This window comes from Micromonospora sp. NPDC047740, assembly GCF_043204735.1.
Taxonomy (GTDB): domain Bacteria; phylum Actinomycetota; class Actinomycetes; order Mycobacteriales; family Micromonosporaceae; genus Micromonospora.
Genome location: NZ_JBIDCT010000002.1, coordinates 493,935 through 508,684 on the forward strand (window position 1 = coordinate 493,935; position 14,750 = coordinate 508,684).

Genomic DNA, 14,750 nt, shown 5'->3' on the forward strand with positions numbered 1-14,750 from the left:
ACACGGCGCGGGCGGCCTCCCGGGCGCTGCGGCGGCGCACCCGGCGCATAGGATGTGCGCTCATGGCACGCGTGCTCACTCCCCGTGCGGAGGATTTCCCCCGCTGGTACCAGGACCTGATCGCCAAGGCCAAGCTGGCCGACAACGGCCCGGTGCGGGGCACCATGGTCATCCGACCGGCGGGCTACGCCATCTGGGAGCGGATGCAGGCGGAGATGGACGCCCGGATCAAGGCGGCCGGCGCGGAGAACGCCTACTTCCCGCTCTTCATCCCGGAGAGCTACCTCAAGCGCGAGGCCGAGCACGTCGAGGGCTTCTCGCCGGAGCTGGCCGTGGTCACCCACGGTGGGGGCAAGCAGCTCGCCGAGCCGGTGGTGGTCCGTCCCACCAGCGAGACGGTGATCGGCGAGTTCATGGCCAAGTGGATCGACTCGTACCGGGACCTGCCGCTGCTGCTCAACCAGTGGGCGAACGTGGTCCGCTGGGAGCTGCGCCCGCGGATCTTCCTGCGTACCAGCGAGTTCCTCTGGCAGGAGGGGCACACCGCGCACGCCACCCGTGAGGACGCCCGCGCCTACGCCCGGCGGATCCTGCACGAGGCGTACGAGGACCTGATGGTCAACGTGCTCGGCATCCCGGTGGTGGTCGGCCTGAAGACCGCCCGCGAGCGCTTCGCCGGCGCGACCGCCACCTACACCTGCGAAGGCATGATGGGTGACGGGAAGGCGCTCCAGCTGGGCACCAGTCACGAGCTGGGCCAGAACTTCGCTCGGGCGTTCGACATCAGCTTCTCCTCGGCCGAGGGTGGCCGGGAGCACGCCTGGACGACCTCCTGGGGCACCTCGACCCGGATGCTCGGCGGCCTGATCATGTGCCACGGGGACGACAACGGCCTGCGGGTGCCGCCGAAGCTGGCGCCGGTCCAGGCGTACGTGATGATCGTCAAGGACGGCGAGGGCGTGGCCGAGGCGGCGGCCAAGCTCCGCGACGCGCTGCGCGACGCCGGTGTCCGGGTCGCGCTGGACGACCGGACCGACACCGCCTTCGGCCGCCGGGCCGTTGACGCCGAGCTGCGTGGCTACCCGGTCCGCGTCGAGGTCGGCCCCCGTGACCTGGCCGCCGGCAACGCGGTGGTGGTCCGGCGTACGGACGGCTCGAAGGCCGCGACGCCGGTGGCCGACGTGGTCGGCGCGGTCCTCGCCGCGCTGGAGGCCGACCAGCAGTCGCTGCACGACCAGGCGTTGGCCTTCCGGCAGTCCCGCACCACCGACGTCGCCACCCTCGCCGAGGCGATCGAGGCGGCGGCTACCGGCTGGGCCCGGGTGCCGTGGTCGGCGGTCGGCGTCCAGGGCGAGGCCGACGCGAACGCGCAGGGCGTCACCGTCCGGTGCCTGCTGCGGGCCGACGGCTCGGTGCCGGACTCCGAGGACGAGCCGGATCTGATCGCCGTCCTCGCCCGCGCCTACTGAGGTGCGCCCGGGCGGCTCGGTCGGCCGGTTCGCGCCGGGTCGGCTGATCATGCACCGCAACGTGCGGCACGGGCGGATCGGTTGGGTCCGCTCGGCCCGGGTGGTCCGCGACGACGACCGGGGGCTGCTGCTCTGGATCGCCCGGGGCGCGCCGGTGGCGAACGAGGTGACCGAGGCGGGGCTGGGCATGCGGGCCATGCCGTTCGCCGAGTGGATCACCTCGTCGTACCGGCTCGCCCAGGGCCGCTGGAACGGGCCGCCGGTGCTGAAGTTCCTGCCCACCGGTGCCGCCCATTCGGTGTGGTGGTTCCGCGACGACCGGGGCCGGTTCAAGAACTGGTACGTCAACCTGGAGGAGCCCGCCGTCCGCTGGGACGACGGCGCGGTGGCCGGGGTCGACATGACGGACCAGGACCTCGACGTGGTGGTGCACCCGGATCTCCGCTGGGAGTGGAAGGACGAGGAGGAGTTCGTCGAGCGCCTCGCCTTCCCGGACGACTACTGGGTGCCCGACGAGAAGGCGGTCCGGGCCGAGGGGGAGCGGGTGATCCGGATCGCCGAGTCGGGCGAGTTCCCGTTCGACGGCACCTGGTGCGATTTCACCCCGCCGGTCGCATGGGACGTACCGGACGGGCTGCCGCCGGGCTGGGACCGGCCGCCGGTGCGTTGAGCGTGTCGTGCGTCACGCTGGAGTCGACGCGGGTGACCAGTCCGGGTCCGGTGTGAGAGATCGGGGCCGGATCTGGCAGAATGGTTCGCTGGTATCCGGCGCGCGTCCGGCGCCCTCTAACCCGGGCGCGCCGCCAGTCCACCGAGCAGCCTCCGGCCCAACCCCACTGTGCCGGTCGGCGCTCACCCGCACACCGCCCGTACGGGCCGGTGAGATCGCAACAGGAGCGAAACAACTGTGGCCGTAAAGATCCGGCTCCTGCGGATGGGTAAGATCCGCAACCCGCAGTACCGCATCGTCGTCGCCGACTCGCGCACCAAGCGTGACGGTCGCGCGATCGAGTTCGTCGGTGTGTACCAGCCGAAGGAGGACCCTTCGGTGATCGAGGTCAAGTCGGAGCGGGTCCAGTACTGGCTGTCCGTCGGCGCGCAGCCGAGCGAGGCGGTGCAGCGCCTGCTGGAGCTGACCGGTGACTGGCAGAAGTTCAAGGGCCTGCCGGCCCCGGCGCCGCTGAAGGTCGCCCCGGAGCGGGCCGACCGCAAGGCGGCGTACGAGGCCGAGGCGAAGGCCGCCGCCGGCGTGGCCGAGACCCCGGCGCCGGCCAAGAAGGCCGCCAAGGCGCAGGCCCCGGCCGAGGCGCCGCAGGCCGAGGAGCAGACCGGTGCAGAGTCCGGCGAGCAGGCCTGACATGGCGCTGCGTCCCGCCCTGGAGCACCTGGTCAAGGGGATCGTCGACCACCCGGACGACGTCCGGGTGCGGATGGTCGATTCCCGTCGGGGTAAGCGGCTCGAGGTCCGCGTGCACCCGGAGGACCTCGGCACGGTGATCGGGCGGTCCGGTCGGACCGCCAAGGCGCTGCGCCAGGTGATCGGCTCCATCGGTGGGCGCGGGGTGCGCGTCGACATCGTCGACTCGTACTGATGCTTCTCATCGTCGGCAGGGTCGGCAAGCCGCACGGGATCCGCGGTGAGGTCACCGTGGAGGTGCGGACCGATGAGCCCGAAGCACGGTTCGCCCCGGGGACGGTGCTGCGCACCGACTCCGGGGCGGTCGCGCCCGCGGAGCCCGGGGCCTACCGGGTGCCGGCCGAGTTGACCGTCGAGTCGGCGCGCTGGCACCAGGGTCGGCTGCTGGTCGCCTTCGAGGGCGTGCCGGACCGCAACGTCGCCGAGGCGCTGCGCGGCACCCTGGTCGGCGTGGACAGCGCCGACGTCGCTCCGCCGGAGGACCCGGAGGAGTTCCACGACCACCAGCTCGTCGGCCTCGCGGTGGTCACCCGGCAGGGCGAGCGGCTGGGCGAGGTGGCCCGGATCGACCACGCTCCCGCCTCCGACCTGCTGGTGCTGCGGCGCCCCGAGGGGCGGACCGCGCTGATCCCGTTCGTCAAGGCGATCGTGCCCGAGGTGGACCTCGCCGGCGGTCGCGTCGTCGTCGACCCGCCCGGCGGCCTGCTCGACCTGTAGCTGGAGCCAGCCGTCATGCGCGTCGACATCGTGTCGATCTTCCCGGAATATTTCGCCCCGCTCGACCTGTCGCTGATCGGCAAGGCGCGGGCGAACGGCAGCCTGCGGCTGGCCGTACACGATCTGCGGGCCTGGACCCACGACGTGCACCGCACGGTCGACGACACGCCCTACGGCGGCGGGCCCGGCATGGTGATGCGGCCGGAGCCGTGGGGTGAGGCGCTGGACGCTCTCGTCCCCGCCGGCGGCGAACCGGAGCCCCGGCTGCTGGTGCCCTCCCCGGCCGGCGTCCGGTTCACCCAGGCGATGGCGCACGAGCTGGCCGCCGAGCCGCACCTGCTCTTCGCCTGCGGCCGGTACGAGGGCATCGACCAGCGGGTGCTCGACCACGCGGCGACCCGGATGCGGGTGACCGAGGTCTCCCTCGGCGACTACGTGCTCTTCGGCGGCGAGGTGGCGGTGCTGGTGATCCTGGAGGCGGTCACCCGGCTGCTGCCCGGGGTGCTCGGCAACGCCGGCTCGCTGGACGAGGAGTCGCACGCCCACGGGCTGCTGGAGGCGCCGATGTACACCAAGCCGGCGACCTGGCGCGGGCACGAGGTGCCCGAGGTGCTGCGCTCCGGCGACCACGGGAAGATCGCCCGCTGGCGGCGCGACGAGTCGCTGCTGCGTACGGCGGCCCGCCGCCCCGACATGATCGCCACGCTGCCCCCGGAGAGCCTGGACAAGCGGGACCGGGCGGCGTTGGACCGGGGCGGATTTCAGCTGTCGCCGGGGGATGTGGCAAAGTAGGGGGGTTGCCGCATCCGTCCACGCCGTGGGCGGTTGCGAGGACCCTCGACCGGGGTCGGCGTCGCCGGCCACCACCCGGGGGTCAGAATCACCCATTCGCGCATCGACTGACGGTGCGCCGTGAGCCTCACGAGGACGCAGCGATGAACATCCTGGACGCCCTTGACGCCCAGTCGAAGCGCGTTGACATCCCCGACTTCCGTGCCGGTGACACCGTCAAGGTGCACGCGCGGGTTGTCGAGGGCAACCGGTCCCGGGTCCAGATCTTCCAGGGCGTCGTCATCCGCCGCCAGGGTGACGGCCTGCGCGAGACCTTCTCGGTCCGCAAGGTCAGCTTCGGCGTGGGTGTCGAGCGGACCTACCCGGTCAACAGCCCGGCGATCGACCGGATCGAGGTCGTGACCCGCGGTGACGTGCGGCGCGCCAAGCTCTACTACCTGCGTGAGCTGCGCGGCAAGAAGGCCAAGATCAAGGAGCTGCGCGAGAAGCAGCCGGCGAGCTGAATTTCCTTGCGCCACGCCGCCTGACCTGCCCGTATGTGGTATCGACCGGAGCGCATTACCCTGGTCGTACGGGAGCAGGGGGACGGCACACCGCGCGTGCTCGACGCGGTGGCACAGCGATCCACTACCGCCCGTGGGGTCTCCTGGCGAGACTCCCGGGCGGTAGTGTCGTTTCCGCGGACCGGAGAGTGGCATGGTGCAGATGCTTGACGAGGACGGCACCGTCGATCCGTTACGCCGGCGGGCCCGGCGCTCCCGCCGGCAGATGCCCCTCTGGCAGGAGCTGCCCCTGCTCCTGGTGGTCGCCTTCTGCCTGGCCGTGCTGATCCGCACCTTCCTGCTCCAGGCGTTCTTCATCCCCTCCGGCTCGATGGAGGACACCCTCCTCATCGGCGACCGGGTGCTGGTCAACAAGGTCGTCTACGACGTCCGTGACCCGGCCCGGGGTGAGGTCGTGGTCTTCCGGGGCACCGACCGGTGGGTGGCTCAGGAGGCCCCGGCGCCGCCGACCAACTTCGCCGGCAAGGTCGGCCGCACCCTCGGCGACCTGGTGGGGATCAGCCGCCCCGGCGAGAAGGACTTCATCAAGCGGGTCATCGGCGTTCCGGGCGACCGGATCTGGTGCTGCGACGACGGCCGCGTCGTGGTCAACGACGTGCCGTTGGACGAGCGGGCGTACGTGTCGGAGGACTCGCCGGTCGAGCTGCCCCCGAACCCGAAGGAGTGCCGCTCCCGGCAGTTCACCGAGGTGGTCGTACCCCCGGGGCAGATCTTCGTGATGGGCGACCACCGGCTGGTCTCCCAGGACGCCCGGTGCCAGGGCCCGGTGCCGATTGACAACGTCGTGGGCCGGGCCTTCATGATCGTGTGGCCGTCGCAGCGGTGGGCCACCCTGCCGGTCCCGCAGACCTTCGCCGACCTGCCGCAACCCAAGGCCGCGCCGGCCGGACCGGTGCCCGTCGATCCGGACCCGGTGGGCGGCGTCGTCCTGATCCTCCCGGTCACGGCCACGCTCTCCGTTCTCGCGAGTTCGGGGCGACTGCGCCGCGCCTGGGGACGTAGGCTCCTCCCGTGATTGACGAGCAGACCGAAAAGCCGCGCAGCTCCTTCTGGAAGGAGTTGCCCATCCTCCTGGGCGTGGCGATCCTGGTCGCAGTGCTGGTACGTGCCTTCGTGCTGCAGACCTTCTTCATCCCGTCCCCGTCGATGGAGAACACTCTCAAGATCGACGATCGGGTGCTGGTCAACAAACTGGTCTACGACTTCCGCTCGCCGCACCGGGGCGAGGTGATCGTCTTCAAGGCGCCCACCGACTGGAGCGGCAATCCGGAGGGCGAGGACTTCATCAAGCGGGTGATCGGCGTCGGCGGTGACCACGTGGTCTGCTGCGACCGCACCGGCGGCGCGGAGCGGCTGGTGATCAACGGCAAGCCGCTCGACGAGCCGTATCTCTTCCCCGGCAACAAGCCCGCCGACCAGGACTTCGACATCACCGTGCCGGATGGCCGGCTCTGGGTGATGGGTGACCATCGGCAGGCCTCCGGCGACTCGCTGGAGCACTGGCAGCAGTCCGGCGAGGACATCAACGAGGCCACCATCCCCGAGGACCGGGTGGTCGGGCGGGCCTTCACGATCTTCTGGCCGGTCGGCCGGGCGACCTGGCTCACCGTGCCGAAGCAGTTCGACGGGATTCCCAATCCCTGACCCCGGAGGGCGTGGGCGTTCGTCGGACGCGTCTGGCAGGCTTGGGCCGTGACCGTCTACACCCCTCGTCGCGCGGCCCGCGTGCTGCTCGTCGATGCGTCCGACCGGGTGCTGCTGTTCGCCGGCACCGATCCGGGCCGACCGGGGCACGCCTACTGGTTCACCCCGGGCGGGGGACTGGATCCGGGGGAGAGCCCCGCCGCGGGCGCGGCCCGGGAGTTGGCCGAGGAGACCGGGCTGCGGCTCACCCCGGCGGAGCTGGGCGCGCCGGTCTGGGCGGAGACGGTCGAGTTCCCGTTCGACGGCGTCTGGTACCGCCAGGAGCAGGAGTTCTTCCTGGTCCGGGTGCCCGCCTGGGAGGTCGACACGACCGGCTTCGACGAGGTCGAGCGGGCCAGCGTGTCCGGCCACCGCTGGTGGTCGCTGGCGGAGCTGTCCGCGACCGCCGAGCGCTTCTACCCGCCGGACCTGCCGGACCGGCTCGCCGCCGCGCTGGCCGGGGACCGGTCCGCCGCGGGGGGTGAGCCGTGCTGACGCCCCCGCGTACGGTGGTGCGCCGCGACGGCGGCCTCTACGCCCTCGAACGGGCCCTGCAACGGCGGGGCTTCCGCCACGTGGCCGGTGCCGACGAGGCCGGCCGTGGCGCGTGTGCCGGCCCGCTGGTGGCCGCTGCGGCGGTGCTGCCCGAGGGGCGCCGTGGCGAGATCGAGGGGCTGGCCGATTCCAAGCTGCTCACCCCGGCCAGCCGGGAGCGGATCTACGACGAGGTGGTGGCGCGGGCCCTGGCGTACGCCGTGGTGGTCATCCCGGCCGACGAGGTCGACGCGCGTGGGCTGCACGTGTGCAACCTGGCCGCCATGCGCCGGGCGCTCGCCTCGCTGACCACCCGTCCCGAGTACGTGTTGAGCGACGGTTTCGGCGTCGACGGGCTGGACGTGCCGGGGCTGGCGGTCTGGAAGGGGGACCGGGTGGCCGCCTGCGTGGCGGCGGCGAGTGTGCTGGCCAAGGTCACCCGGGACCGGATCATGGTCGAGCTGGACGGGCGGTACCCGGGCTACGGCTTCGCCGAGCACAAGGGCTACATCACGCCTGAGCACACCGCCGCGCTGCGGGAGCTCGGGCCGTGCCGGGAGCACCGCTTCTCGTACGTCAACGTCGCCACCGTCTCCGGCCGGGACGGGCGGCCGCCCCGCTCGCGGCGGCCGGCGGCCGGCGACACGGAGGGGCCGCTGTTCAGTGGCCCGGGCCCGGACGAGCCGCTGTTCGGCGGCTCCGTCGCGGCGCTCTTCGGCGGCCCGGAGGAGGGGCCCGCCGGGAGCCCGGACGAGCCGATGGAGCGTTCCGGCGCGCCAGGGGGTACCGTCGGCGTGGCGTTGGGCGAGCAGCCGCGACCTCCAGCGCCGGTGGGGGAAGATGTGGTCATGGAAGGCGGAGTGCGATGAGCGCGGAAGATCTCGAAAAGTACGAGACCGAGATGGAGCTGCAGCTCTACCGGGAGTACCGCGACATTGTCCGCCAGTTCTCCTACGTGGTGGAGACCGAGCGCCGCTTCTACCTGGCCAATCAGGTCGATCTGCACGTCCGCAACTCGGACGGTGAGGTCTACTTCGAGGTCGAGATGCATGACGCCTGGGTGTGGGACATGTACCGGCCTGCGCGATTCGTCAAGAATGTCCGGGTGATGACGTTCAAGGACGTCAATGTGGAAGAGCTCGAAAAGCCCGACATCTCGCTTCCCGCAGACTCCGGATTCGGCGGCTGACCGGGGCGGCGGGACGGCCGACGCGCCGCCCGCCGCCGACGGCGGATCACTCCGCCAGCACCACCACCTCGACCCGCTGCACCAGGTTGTTGGCAAAACCACCCCGGTTCCACGGCTGCTCGACCGGCTGGGTACGCCCGGAGGCGTCGGTCGCCCGCGCGCCCAGCGCGTAGCGCCCCGGCGTCGGGCGCCACTCGACGTGCCACCGCCGCCAGGCCCACTCACCCCCGGTCGGCCCGTCCACGGTCGCCGGCACCCAGGTCGTACCGCCGTCGAAGGTCACCTCCACCGCCGTCACCGGCGCGTACCCCGACCAGGCCCGACCGTCCACGGTGCACGGACCCGGCCGCAGCACCCGGGTACGCGACATGAAGTCCGGGAAGCCCGGCGGGCGGACAAGCGCCCGGGGCTCGATCCGGGTCACCGGCACGCCAGGGTCGTCGGCGTCCTGCCGCAGCCGGTACGCCACGGCGTTCTGGTAGCCGTCAAACGGCTCGGCCAGCACCCGCACGTTCCGCAGCCACTTGACGTGCGCCATGCCGTACCAGCCGGGCACGATCAGCCGCAGCGGCGCGCCGTGCTGGGGCAGCAGGGGAGCACCGTTCATCTCGTACGCGAGCAGCACCTCCTCGCGCAGCGCGTCCGCGACCGGCAGCGCCCGCTGGTAGTCCTGCTCGACGCCGCGCTCCACCCCGTGGTCCGCCCCGGTGAAGACCACATCCACCGCGTCGGCGGCGAGCCCGGCCTCGCGCAGCAGCGGCGCCAGCGGCGTGCCGGTCCACTCCGCGTTGCCCACCGCCTCCACCAGCCACGGCTGGCTGACCGGCCGCGGGTGCAGCAACGCCCGTCCGTTGCCGGCGCACTCCAGGGTGACCCGGTGGGTGACCCGGGGCCGCTCCCGCAGCGCGCCCAGGTCCAGGGTGAGCGGCCGCCGCACCGCCCCGTCGACGGTCAGCGTGTGCGCCGCCGGGTCCATGTCCGGGATGTCGTAGTGGATGAGCAGGTAGTGCAGGCCGGCCGGGGTCACGTCGTAGCGGAGCGCCTCCAGCGGGATCCCGTGGTTGCGCGCGGCCAACTGGAGTTCTTCGGCGCTGATCGCCTCGTCCGGCCCGGCCACCCGGGACGGGTGGCTGACGTTGTCCACAGTGGTCATCTCGACTCCCTCGGATCGGTCAGGGGGTGGGTCGCAGGCGCGGCCTGGCCCACCGAGCGGCCGGACCGGGTCAGCCGGTCGTCGCCGACGAACTCGAACATCCGCACGCCGGTCTCCAGCGGGTCGGGCATACCGGTGAACCGATGCACGCCCACGCCCACCTCGTCGGCGGGGCTGCTCACCGCGACCGGGGTGAAGCCCGCCTCGGCGAACCAGTCGCAGATGGCGGGCACCAGGTCCGGCTCGCGGCGGTGCCGGGTCCAGAACACCGTGCCGCCGGTGGCGCACAGCGCGGCGCAGTGCCGCACCGTGGCCCGGATGTCGGCGTCGACGATGTTGCCGAAGATGCCGCAGACCAGGACCAGGTCGGCCGGCACGAGATCGGCGTACCGGTCGGTCAGCGCCGCGTCGCCCGCCACCACCTCCACCCCGCGCAGGCCGGCCCCGGCGGCGGCCGCCCGGGCCACCTCGACGTTGCGTGGATCCAGCTCGACCAGGCGGGCGGTGACGTCGTCCCGCCGGGGATGAGCGGCGAGCACCGGGATCAGGTCCCGACCCTGGCCGGCGCAGAGACTGATCACCCGCAGCGGACCGGCCGGCGCGGCGTCCAGCGCGTCCCGGATCCGGCTTCGCAGCTCGGCGAGACGGCGGGACAGCGCCGAGCCGGGCTGGTCGTAGTCGGCGTGCCAGGCGTACCAGTCCTTCGTCACGCGGCCAGCATAGGGGCCGTCGATTATCAGATCGGTCCCGTGCACGGGGGGCCGTCCACAGCTCACCAGTCGTCCACAGGCACCGCTCCGGCCGGTCGCGGCGACACCGATCGTGACGGCAGGGTGTCCGGCGTGCCGAAACCGCTGCGCCGGGCCACCGCGGCCCTCGGGCTCCTGCTGCTGGTCGTCCCGGTCGCCGTCCGGCCCCGGCCGGCCGGGGCCGCCACCGGGGCGGCGTCCGTCCCGCTGATGAACCGGGAGTTGCCGCCGCCGACGAGATCGCCCTCACCGACCACTCCGGCGGGCTCGTCCGACCGGATGACGATCCGACCACTGCCGCCCATCCTGCCGGCCGCCGGCCGCCGGCCATCGGCCACCGGCCGACCGGGTGCCTCCCGGGCCGTCCGGCGCCGCGCGATTCGGCTGGCCGCTCGCCGGCACCCCCCGACCGGTACGCCGGTTCGACCCGCCGCCGCAGCCGTGGCTGCCCGGCCACCGCGGCGTCGACCTGGCCGCCACCCCGGGTGCTGACGTGCGTGCGGCCGGCGCCGGGGTCGTGCTCTTCGCCGGCACGGTGGCCGGGCGGCCCGTGGTCACCGTCGGACACACCACCGGGTTACGCACCACCTACGAGCCGGTCGACCCCCGCCTGCCGGCCGGCACCCCGGTCAGTGCCGCCACGCCGATCGGCACCCTGCTCGCCGGCCATCCCGGCTGCCCCGCCGAGGCGTGCCTGCACTGGGGGCTGCGCCGGGGCGAGGAGTACCTCGATCCGCTGGCCCTCCTCGGGCTCGGCCCGGTGCGGCTGCTGCCGCTCAACGGCTCAGCCCTGGGCCAGCAGCGTGGGGAGACGAGCGGCCAACCGGTCGTACTCGTCGGGGGTGTTGTAGACCTGGCCGCACAGGCGCAGCCAGCCCCGGCCGTGCCAGGAGGCCACCGAGACCTCGGCGGCCAACCGTTCCGCGATCCGGGCGCGCAGCTCCCGCGCCGCGTCGATCGTCGGGGCGACGCCGGGCGGCAACGGGACGAGCCGCATGGCGACCGTCGGTCCGCCGGGCTCCGGCAGGTCGGCCGGCGCCACCCCGAGCGCGTCCCCGACCACCCGTTGCCCGTACGCGACCAGCGCGGCGTTGTGCGCGCGTACCCGGTCCAGGCCCAGGGTGCGCAGGGTGAACAGGCCCGCCGGGGCAGCCAACCAGGCGGTGTAGTCCAGCGTCGCCTGCCACTCGACCCGGGTGGGGAAGCCGGTCTCCTGCTCCCACGAGACGACCAGCGGTTGGATCCGCTCCCGCCACGCCCCGGCCACCACCAGCGCGGCGGTCCCCCGCGGCGCGTACGCCCACTTGTGCAGGTTGCCCACCCAGAAGTCGGCACCGATCGAGGCCACGCTGATCGGCAACATGCCCGGCGCGTGCGCCGCGTCGACCAGCACGGGCACCCCGTGCTCCCGGGCCAGCCCGACGATCGCGGCCGTCGGGAAGAGCCGGGCGGTCGGCGAGGTGATCTGGTCGACGATGAGCAGCTTGGTCCGGCCCGGACGCAGCCCGGCCCGGACGATCTCCACCACCTCCTCGTCGGTGGCGGTCAGCGGCACCGGCAGGGTCCGGGACACCGCTCCGGTCCGGCGACACTCCCGCTCCACCGAGAAGGCGACCGCTCCGTACCCGTGGTCGGTGGTCACCACCTCGTCGCCGGGACGGAGGCCGAGTGACTGGAGCACCACCGCCACACCGGTGGTGGCGTTGCCCACCAGCGCGGTGCCGTCCGGGTCGGCGCCGAGGAAGGTGGCCAGGTGCCGCCGGGTGTGCGCGATCCGGTCGACCAGGCCCTGGGTGAAGAAGCGCAGCGGGTTGGCCTCCATCTCGTCGCGCAGGCGCTGCTGGGCCCGCTGTACCCCGATCGGCACCGCGCCGAACGACCCGTGGTTGAGATGGCTGACCGACGGATCGAGGGAGAAGAGCAGCCGAGCACCGGGGATCGGCTCGGGCGGCTGCGGGACGGTCATTCGTTGATCGTAGCCCGCCGTGGATCATCAACCCGCCGTTCGCCGCGAGGGCATGCCGCCCTTGCGGCGGCGGGAAGCTTTCCGGCCGTCAGGCCCGCGGGTGCGCCTGCCGGTACGCCGCCCGCAGCCGCTCCACCGACACGTGCGTGTAGATCTGGGTGCTGGCCAGCGAGGAGTGACCGAGCAACTCCTGCACAGCGCGCAGGTCCGCCCCACCCTCCAGCAGATGAGTGGCCGCCGAGTGCCGCAGCCCGTGCGGGGTGGTGCGGGGAAGGCCAGCGGCATCGGCGTACCCGGCGACGATCCGCCGCGCGGTCGTCGGGTTGAGCCGCCCGCCGCGCACGCCGAGGAGCAGCGCCGCCCCCGAGCCCGGGCCGGCCAGCGCCGGTCGGCCCCGGCTGAGCCAGGCGTCCAACGCGCGCTGCGCCGGCACCCCGTACGGCACGGCGCGCTCCCGGCCGCCCTTGCCCAGCACGCGTACCACCCGGCGGGCGTGGTCGACGTCCGCGACGTCCAGGCCGCACGCCTCGCTGATCCGCACCCCGGTGCCGTAGAGCAGCTCGAGCAGCACCCGGTCACGCAGCAGCGCCGCGTCCTCGCCGCCGGGACCCTCCTGACCGGACGCGGTGCCCTCGGCCGCTCCGCCCCGGCTGTCGCCCGAGCCCCCGCGCGCCGACGGACTGGCGCTGGCGGTCGGCCCGTCGCCGGTGGTCGGGCCTTCGGCCGTGGATCGGACGTGCGGGGCGTCCGCCCGGGCGGCGGCCTGGCCGACGGCCCGGACGCGTGGGGCGTCCATCAGGGCGGCGGCCTGGTCGGCCCGCAGGACCGTGGGCAGGTCCCGGTGGGCGCGGGGACTGGCCAGCGGAGCGGCCACGTCGGCGGTGAGCAGGCCGGCCCGGTGGGCCCAGGCACTGAAGGTGCGGGCGGCGGCGGCCCGACGGGCCAGGGAGGTGCGTGCCGCGCCCATCGTCCGCTGCTTCGCCAACCAGCTCCGCAGCACCGCGAGGTCCAGCTCCGACAGGTCGGCGCAGCCCATCCGTACCGCATGGTCGAGCAGGGACACCAGGTCGGTCACGTACGCCCGCACGGTGTGCGCGGACCGGTTGCGTACCCCGGCCAGATGGTCGGCGAAGGCGTCCACCGCCTCCCGTAGCTGCGGCGGCAGCGCCTCGTGTGCCGCCCTGGTGCCGCGCCGCTCGCCGCTCACCGGCACCTCCGGCCCCAGTTCGGCCTCGCCGCGGGCCCGGTCAGCCGGGACGGCGACGCGTCGGCGTGCCGTGGAAGACTTCCGCGGCCCCGGCGGCCCCTGCTGTCGGCGGACACCGGCTCAGCCTACGGGCGCGACCGCCGGAGAGCAGCCCACGCCGCCCGCCCCGCCGCCGGCCTGCCGGGCCTGCCGACCTGTCGACCGGTCGACCTGCCGCTGACCTGTCGGTCCTGCCGACCTGCCGACCTGTCGACCGGCCGACCTGCCGCCGACCTGTCGGTCCTGCCGACCTGCCGGGCCTGCCGACCTGGCAGGGCGGCCGGGTGGTTGCCCTGCCCCGGGGCCGCCCGGACGGCGGCGTACGTCGGGCGGGCGGGTTCCAGCCGCAGGTCGGGGTGGCTGACCGGGGCCTGGGCACGGGAAACTGGTCATACGAAGAGGACAGTGGCGGCGCCGGCCAGGCCCTCGAAGGCCGGGCGCGCCGCTGCCGGCAGGTGCCGCCTGCGCCGTGGCGGCCGGGGTGCGCCGTGGCGGGGTGATTCCCCGGCACGGCGGCGCGAAAGGGTGAGCCAGTCGGGACAGGCGTCGATCCGGGCGAGCGACGCGGCCGGGAGAGGAAGCAAGCGTGGGTGTGGATGCCGTGCTCTACCGGGTGGTGCGGGCCGGGCCCGTATGTCACCGGCCGTCGTACGTCGCGTCGGAGGTGGTCGCTGACCCGGACGACGTGCTGCTCGACCTGCTCAAGCGGGCGCGGGGCGGGGGTCGTACGCCGCTGCTGGATCGCGTCGACCCGTTGGGCGAGTCGGTCGTGGACGCCGAGGCGACCCAGCAACTGCTCGCCGAGCTGCGCTGCCTGGCCGAGTTGGCCCGGACGCCCGCAGAGGTCACCCACATCCGTCGGTTGGCGCTGCTCGCGCGGCGTTGCCTGGACCGGCGGGACGTCGAGATCCGATTCGAGGGCGACTGAGACCGGCTCCGTCACGCCGGCGTGTTCGTGGTGTTGGCGGCGGGGCCCGCACGCTTGTCGGGCGGCGCGAGGGCGTAGCCGGCGTCGCGGCGTACCACCAGCGCCAGTTCCTCCAGCATGGACAGCTTCCGCGTGGCCGTGCGTAGGTCCACCCCGACGCGTGCCGCGACGCTCTCCAGGCTAACCGATTTGATTATCGATGATCAATGATCATAGATTGGCCTGTGTGGAACGTTCTCGGCTCTCCAAGGCCGGGAAGCGTTTCGGTGTTCACCCTGTGGCGCATCACGTTTGGGTTGGCTCGGGGAGGATGCCGGTGGCGTGGGTTGGCGGTGAGGGCCGGT

At 73.4% G+C, this 14,750-nt stretch carries 18 protein-coding genes and 1 pseudogene; 14 read left to right on the forward strand and 5 right to left on the reverse strand.

The genetic code is table 11. The features are described 5' to 3' along the window. Positions 1 to 62: 62 nt before the first annotated feature. The 12 genes from proS (at position 63) to ACGF4F_RS06915 (ending at position 8,364) form a co-directional block, all read left to right on the forward strand. On the forward strand, positions 63 to 1,469 hold the full coding sequence (gene proS, locus ACGF4F_RS06860) for a proline--tRNA ligase (protein WP_393075557.1): 1,407 nt from the start codon (positions 63 to 65) through the stop codon (positions 1,467 to 1,469). Positions 1,470 to 1,518: 49 nt separating this feature from the next. Next, a complete protein-coding gene (locus ACGF4F_RS06865; RefSeq protein ID WP_357433705.1) occupies positions 1,519 to 2,139 on the forward strand; it encodes a DUF402 domain-containing protein in 621 nt (206 codons plus the stop codon). 237 nt (positions 2,140 to 2,376) lie between these two features. Next, entirely contained in the window at positions 2,377 to 2,826 is a 450-nt protein-coding gene (rpsP, locus tag ACGF4F_RS06870; protein ID WP_357433703.1) for a 30S ribosomal protein S16, read from the forward strand. After that, positions 2,801 to 3,061, forward strand: a complete 261-nt coding sequence (locus ACGF4F_RS06875; RefSeq protein WP_172967834.1) for an RNA-binding protein — start codon at positions 2,801 to 2,803, stop codon at positions 3,059 to 3,061. The genes rpsP and ACGF4F_RS06875 overlap by 26 nt, the downstream gene beginning before the upstream one ends. Next, positions 3,061 to 3,603 (forward strand): ribosome maturation factor RimM, encoded by a 543-nt coding sequence (gene rimM, locus ACGF4F_RS06880; RefSeq protein ID WP_357433700.1) that lies wholly within the window; start codon positions 3,061 to 3,063, stop codon positions 3,601 to 3,603. The genes ACGF4F_RS06875 and rimM overlap by 1 nt, the downstream gene beginning before the upstream one ends. A gap of 15 nt (positions 3,604 to 3,618) precedes the next feature. Further along, complete coding sequence (gene trmD, locus ACGF4F_RS06885) at positions 3,619 to 4,395, forward strand: tRNA (guanosine(37)-N1)-methyltransferase TrmD (protein WP_357433698.1); 777 nt, start codon at positions 3,619 to 3,621, stop codon at positions 4,393 to 4,395. A 143-nt stretch (positions 4,396 to 4,538) separates the two neighbouring features. Continuing rightward, a complete protein-coding gene (rplS, locus tag ACGF4F_RS06890) occupies positions 4,539 to 4,898 on the forward strand; it encodes a 50S ribosomal protein L19 (protein WP_357433696.1) in 360 nt (119 codons plus the stop codon). Positions 4,899 to 5,091: 193 nt separating this feature from the next. After that, positions 5,092 to 5,973 (forward strand): signal peptidase I, encoded by an 882-nt coding sequence (gene lepB, locus ACGF4F_RS06895; RefSeq protein ID WP_393075563.1) that lies wholly within the window; start codon positions 5,092 to 5,094, stop codon positions 5,971 to 5,973. After that, complete coding sequence (gene lepB, locus ACGF4F_RS06900; protein ID WP_357433692.1) at positions 5,970 to 6,602, forward strand: signal peptidase I; 633 nt, start codon at positions 5,970 to 5,972, stop codon at positions 6,600 to 6,602. The genes lepB (ACGF4F_RS06895) and lepB (ACGF4F_RS06900) overlap by 4 nt, the downstream gene beginning before the upstream one ends. Positions 6,603 to 6,650: 48 nt before the next feature. After that, entirely contained in the window at positions 6,651 to 7,136 is a 486-nt protein-coding gene (locus tag ACGF4F_RS06905) for an NUDIX hydrolase (protein WP_357433690.1), read from the forward strand. Further along, on the forward strand, positions 7,130 to 8,044 hold the full coding sequence (locus tag ACGF4F_RS06910; RefSeq protein ID WP_393075567.1) for a ribonuclease HII: 915 nt from the start codon (positions 7,130 to 7,132) through the stop codon (positions 8,042 to 8,044). Before ACGF4F_RS06905 ends, ACGF4F_RS06910 begins: the two co-directional genes overlap by 7 nt. Then, positions 8,041 to 8,364: a DUF2469 domain-containing protein gene (locus ACGF4F_RS06915; RefSeq protein ID WP_007075222.1), complete on the forward strand. Its 324-nt coding sequence runs from the start codon at positions 8,041 to 8,043 to the stop codon at positions 8,362 to 8,364. The genes ACGF4F_RS06910 and ACGF4F_RS06915 overlap by 4 nt, the downstream gene beginning before the upstream one ends. Positions 8,365 to 8,410: 46 nt before the next feature. Here ACGF4F_RS06915 and ACGF4F_RS06920 read toward each other — a convergent pair whose 3' ends face one another. The 3 genes from ACGF4F_RS06920 to ACGF4F_RS06930 all read right to left on the reverse strand — a co-directional run bounded on the left by ACGF4F_RS06920 (position 8,411) and on the right by ACGF4F_RS06930 (position 10,571). After that, the gene (locus ACGF4F_RS06920) at positions 8,411 to 9,517 is read right to left on the reverse strand and encodes a sulfite oxidase (protein WP_393075570.1); all 1,107 of its coding nucleotides are present in this window, start codon (positions 9,515 to 9,517) and stop codon (positions 8,411 to 8,413) included. Then, a complete protein-coding gene (locus ACGF4F_RS06925) occupies positions 9,514 to 10,227 on the reverse strand; it encodes a class I SAM-dependent methyltransferase family protein (RefSeq protein ID WP_393075573.1) in 714 nt (237 codons plus the stop codon). The genes ACGF4F_RS06920 and ACGF4F_RS06925 overlap by 4 nt, the downstream gene beginning before the upstream one ends. 62 nt (positions 10,228 to 10,289) lie before the next feature. After that, positions 10,290 to 10,571: a hypothetical protein gene (locus tag ACGF4F_RS06930; protein WP_393075576.1), complete on the reverse strand. Its 282-nt coding sequence runs from the start codon at positions 10,569 to 10,571 to the stop codon at positions 10,290 to 10,292. Between ACGF4F_RS06930 and ACGF4F_RS06935 the strand changes: the two are divergent. Beyond that, a pseudogene (locus ACGF4F_RS06935) lies at positions 10,553 to 11,050 on the forward strand (murein hydrolase activator EnvC family protein); the annotation flags it as partial. The gene ACGF4F_RS06930 and the pseudogene ACGF4F_RS06935 sit on opposite strands and share 19 nt — an antisense overlap. Here ACGF4F_RS06935 and ACGF4F_RS06940 read toward each other — a convergent pair. After that, entirely contained in the window at positions 11,051 to 12,232 is a 1,182-nt protein-coding gene (locus ACGF4F_RS06940) for an aminotransferase class V-fold PLP-dependent enzyme (protein ID WP_393075579.1), read from the reverse strand. Between the two features lie 88 nt (positions 12,233 to 12,320). Next, positions 12,321 to 13,439 (reverse strand): tyrosine recombinase XerC, encoded by a 1,119-nt coding sequence (locus ACGF4F_RS06945; protein WP_393075582.1) that lies wholly within the window; start codon positions 13,437 to 13,439, stop codon positions 12,321 to 12,323. A gap of 625 nt (positions 13,440 to 14,064) precedes the next feature. Here ACGF4F_RS06945 and ACGF4F_RS06950 point away from each other — a divergent pair. Continuing rightward, positions 14,065 to 14,406, forward strand: coding sequence for a hypothetical protein (locus ACGF4F_RS06950; protein WP_393075585.1), 342 nt, complete (start codon positions 14,065 to 14,067; stop codon positions 14,404 to 14,406). Positions 14,407 to 14,750: the final 344 nt, after the last annotated feature.

Coding starts and splice junctions, on each gene's coding strand:
- lepB (WP_393075563.1), top strand. CDS start 5,092: ATGGTGCAGATGCTTGACGAGGACGGCACCGTCGATCCGTTACGCCGG.
- ACGF4F_RS06940 (WP_393075579.1), bottom strand. CDS start 12,232: ATGACCGTCCCGCAGCCGCCCGAGCCGATCCCCGGTGCTCGGCTGCTC.
- trmD (WP_357433698.1), top strand. CDS start 3,619: ATGCGCGTCGACATCGTGTCGATCTTCCCGGAATATTTCGCCCCGCTC.
- ACGF4F_RS06930 (WP_393075576.1), bottom strand. CDS start 10,571: ATGGGCGGCAGTGGTCGGATCGTCATCCGGTCGGACGAGCCCGCCGGA.
- ACGF4F_RS06865 (WP_357433705.1), top strand. CDS start 1,519: ATGCACCGCAACGTGCGGCACGGGCGGATCGGTTGGGTCCGCTCGGCC.
- ACGF4F_RS06915 (WP_007075222.1), top strand. CDS start 8,041: ATGAGCGCGGAAGATCTCGAAAAGTACGAGACCGAGATGGAGCTGCAG.
- proS (WP_393075557.1), top strand. CDS start 63: ATGGCACGCGTGCTCACTCCCCGTGCGGAGGATTTCCCCCGCTGGTAC.
- ACGF4F_RS06920 (WP_393075570.1), bottom strand. CDS start 9,517: ATGACCACTGTGGACAACGTCAGCCACCCGTCCCGGGTGGCCGGGCCG.
- rimM (WP_357433700.1), top strand. CDS start 3,061: ATGCTTCTCATCGTCGGCAGGGTCGGCAAGCCGCACGGGATCCGCGGT.
- rplS (WP_357433696.1), top strand. CDS start 4,539: ATGAACATCCTGGACGCCCTTGACGCCCAGTCGAAGCGCGTTGACATC.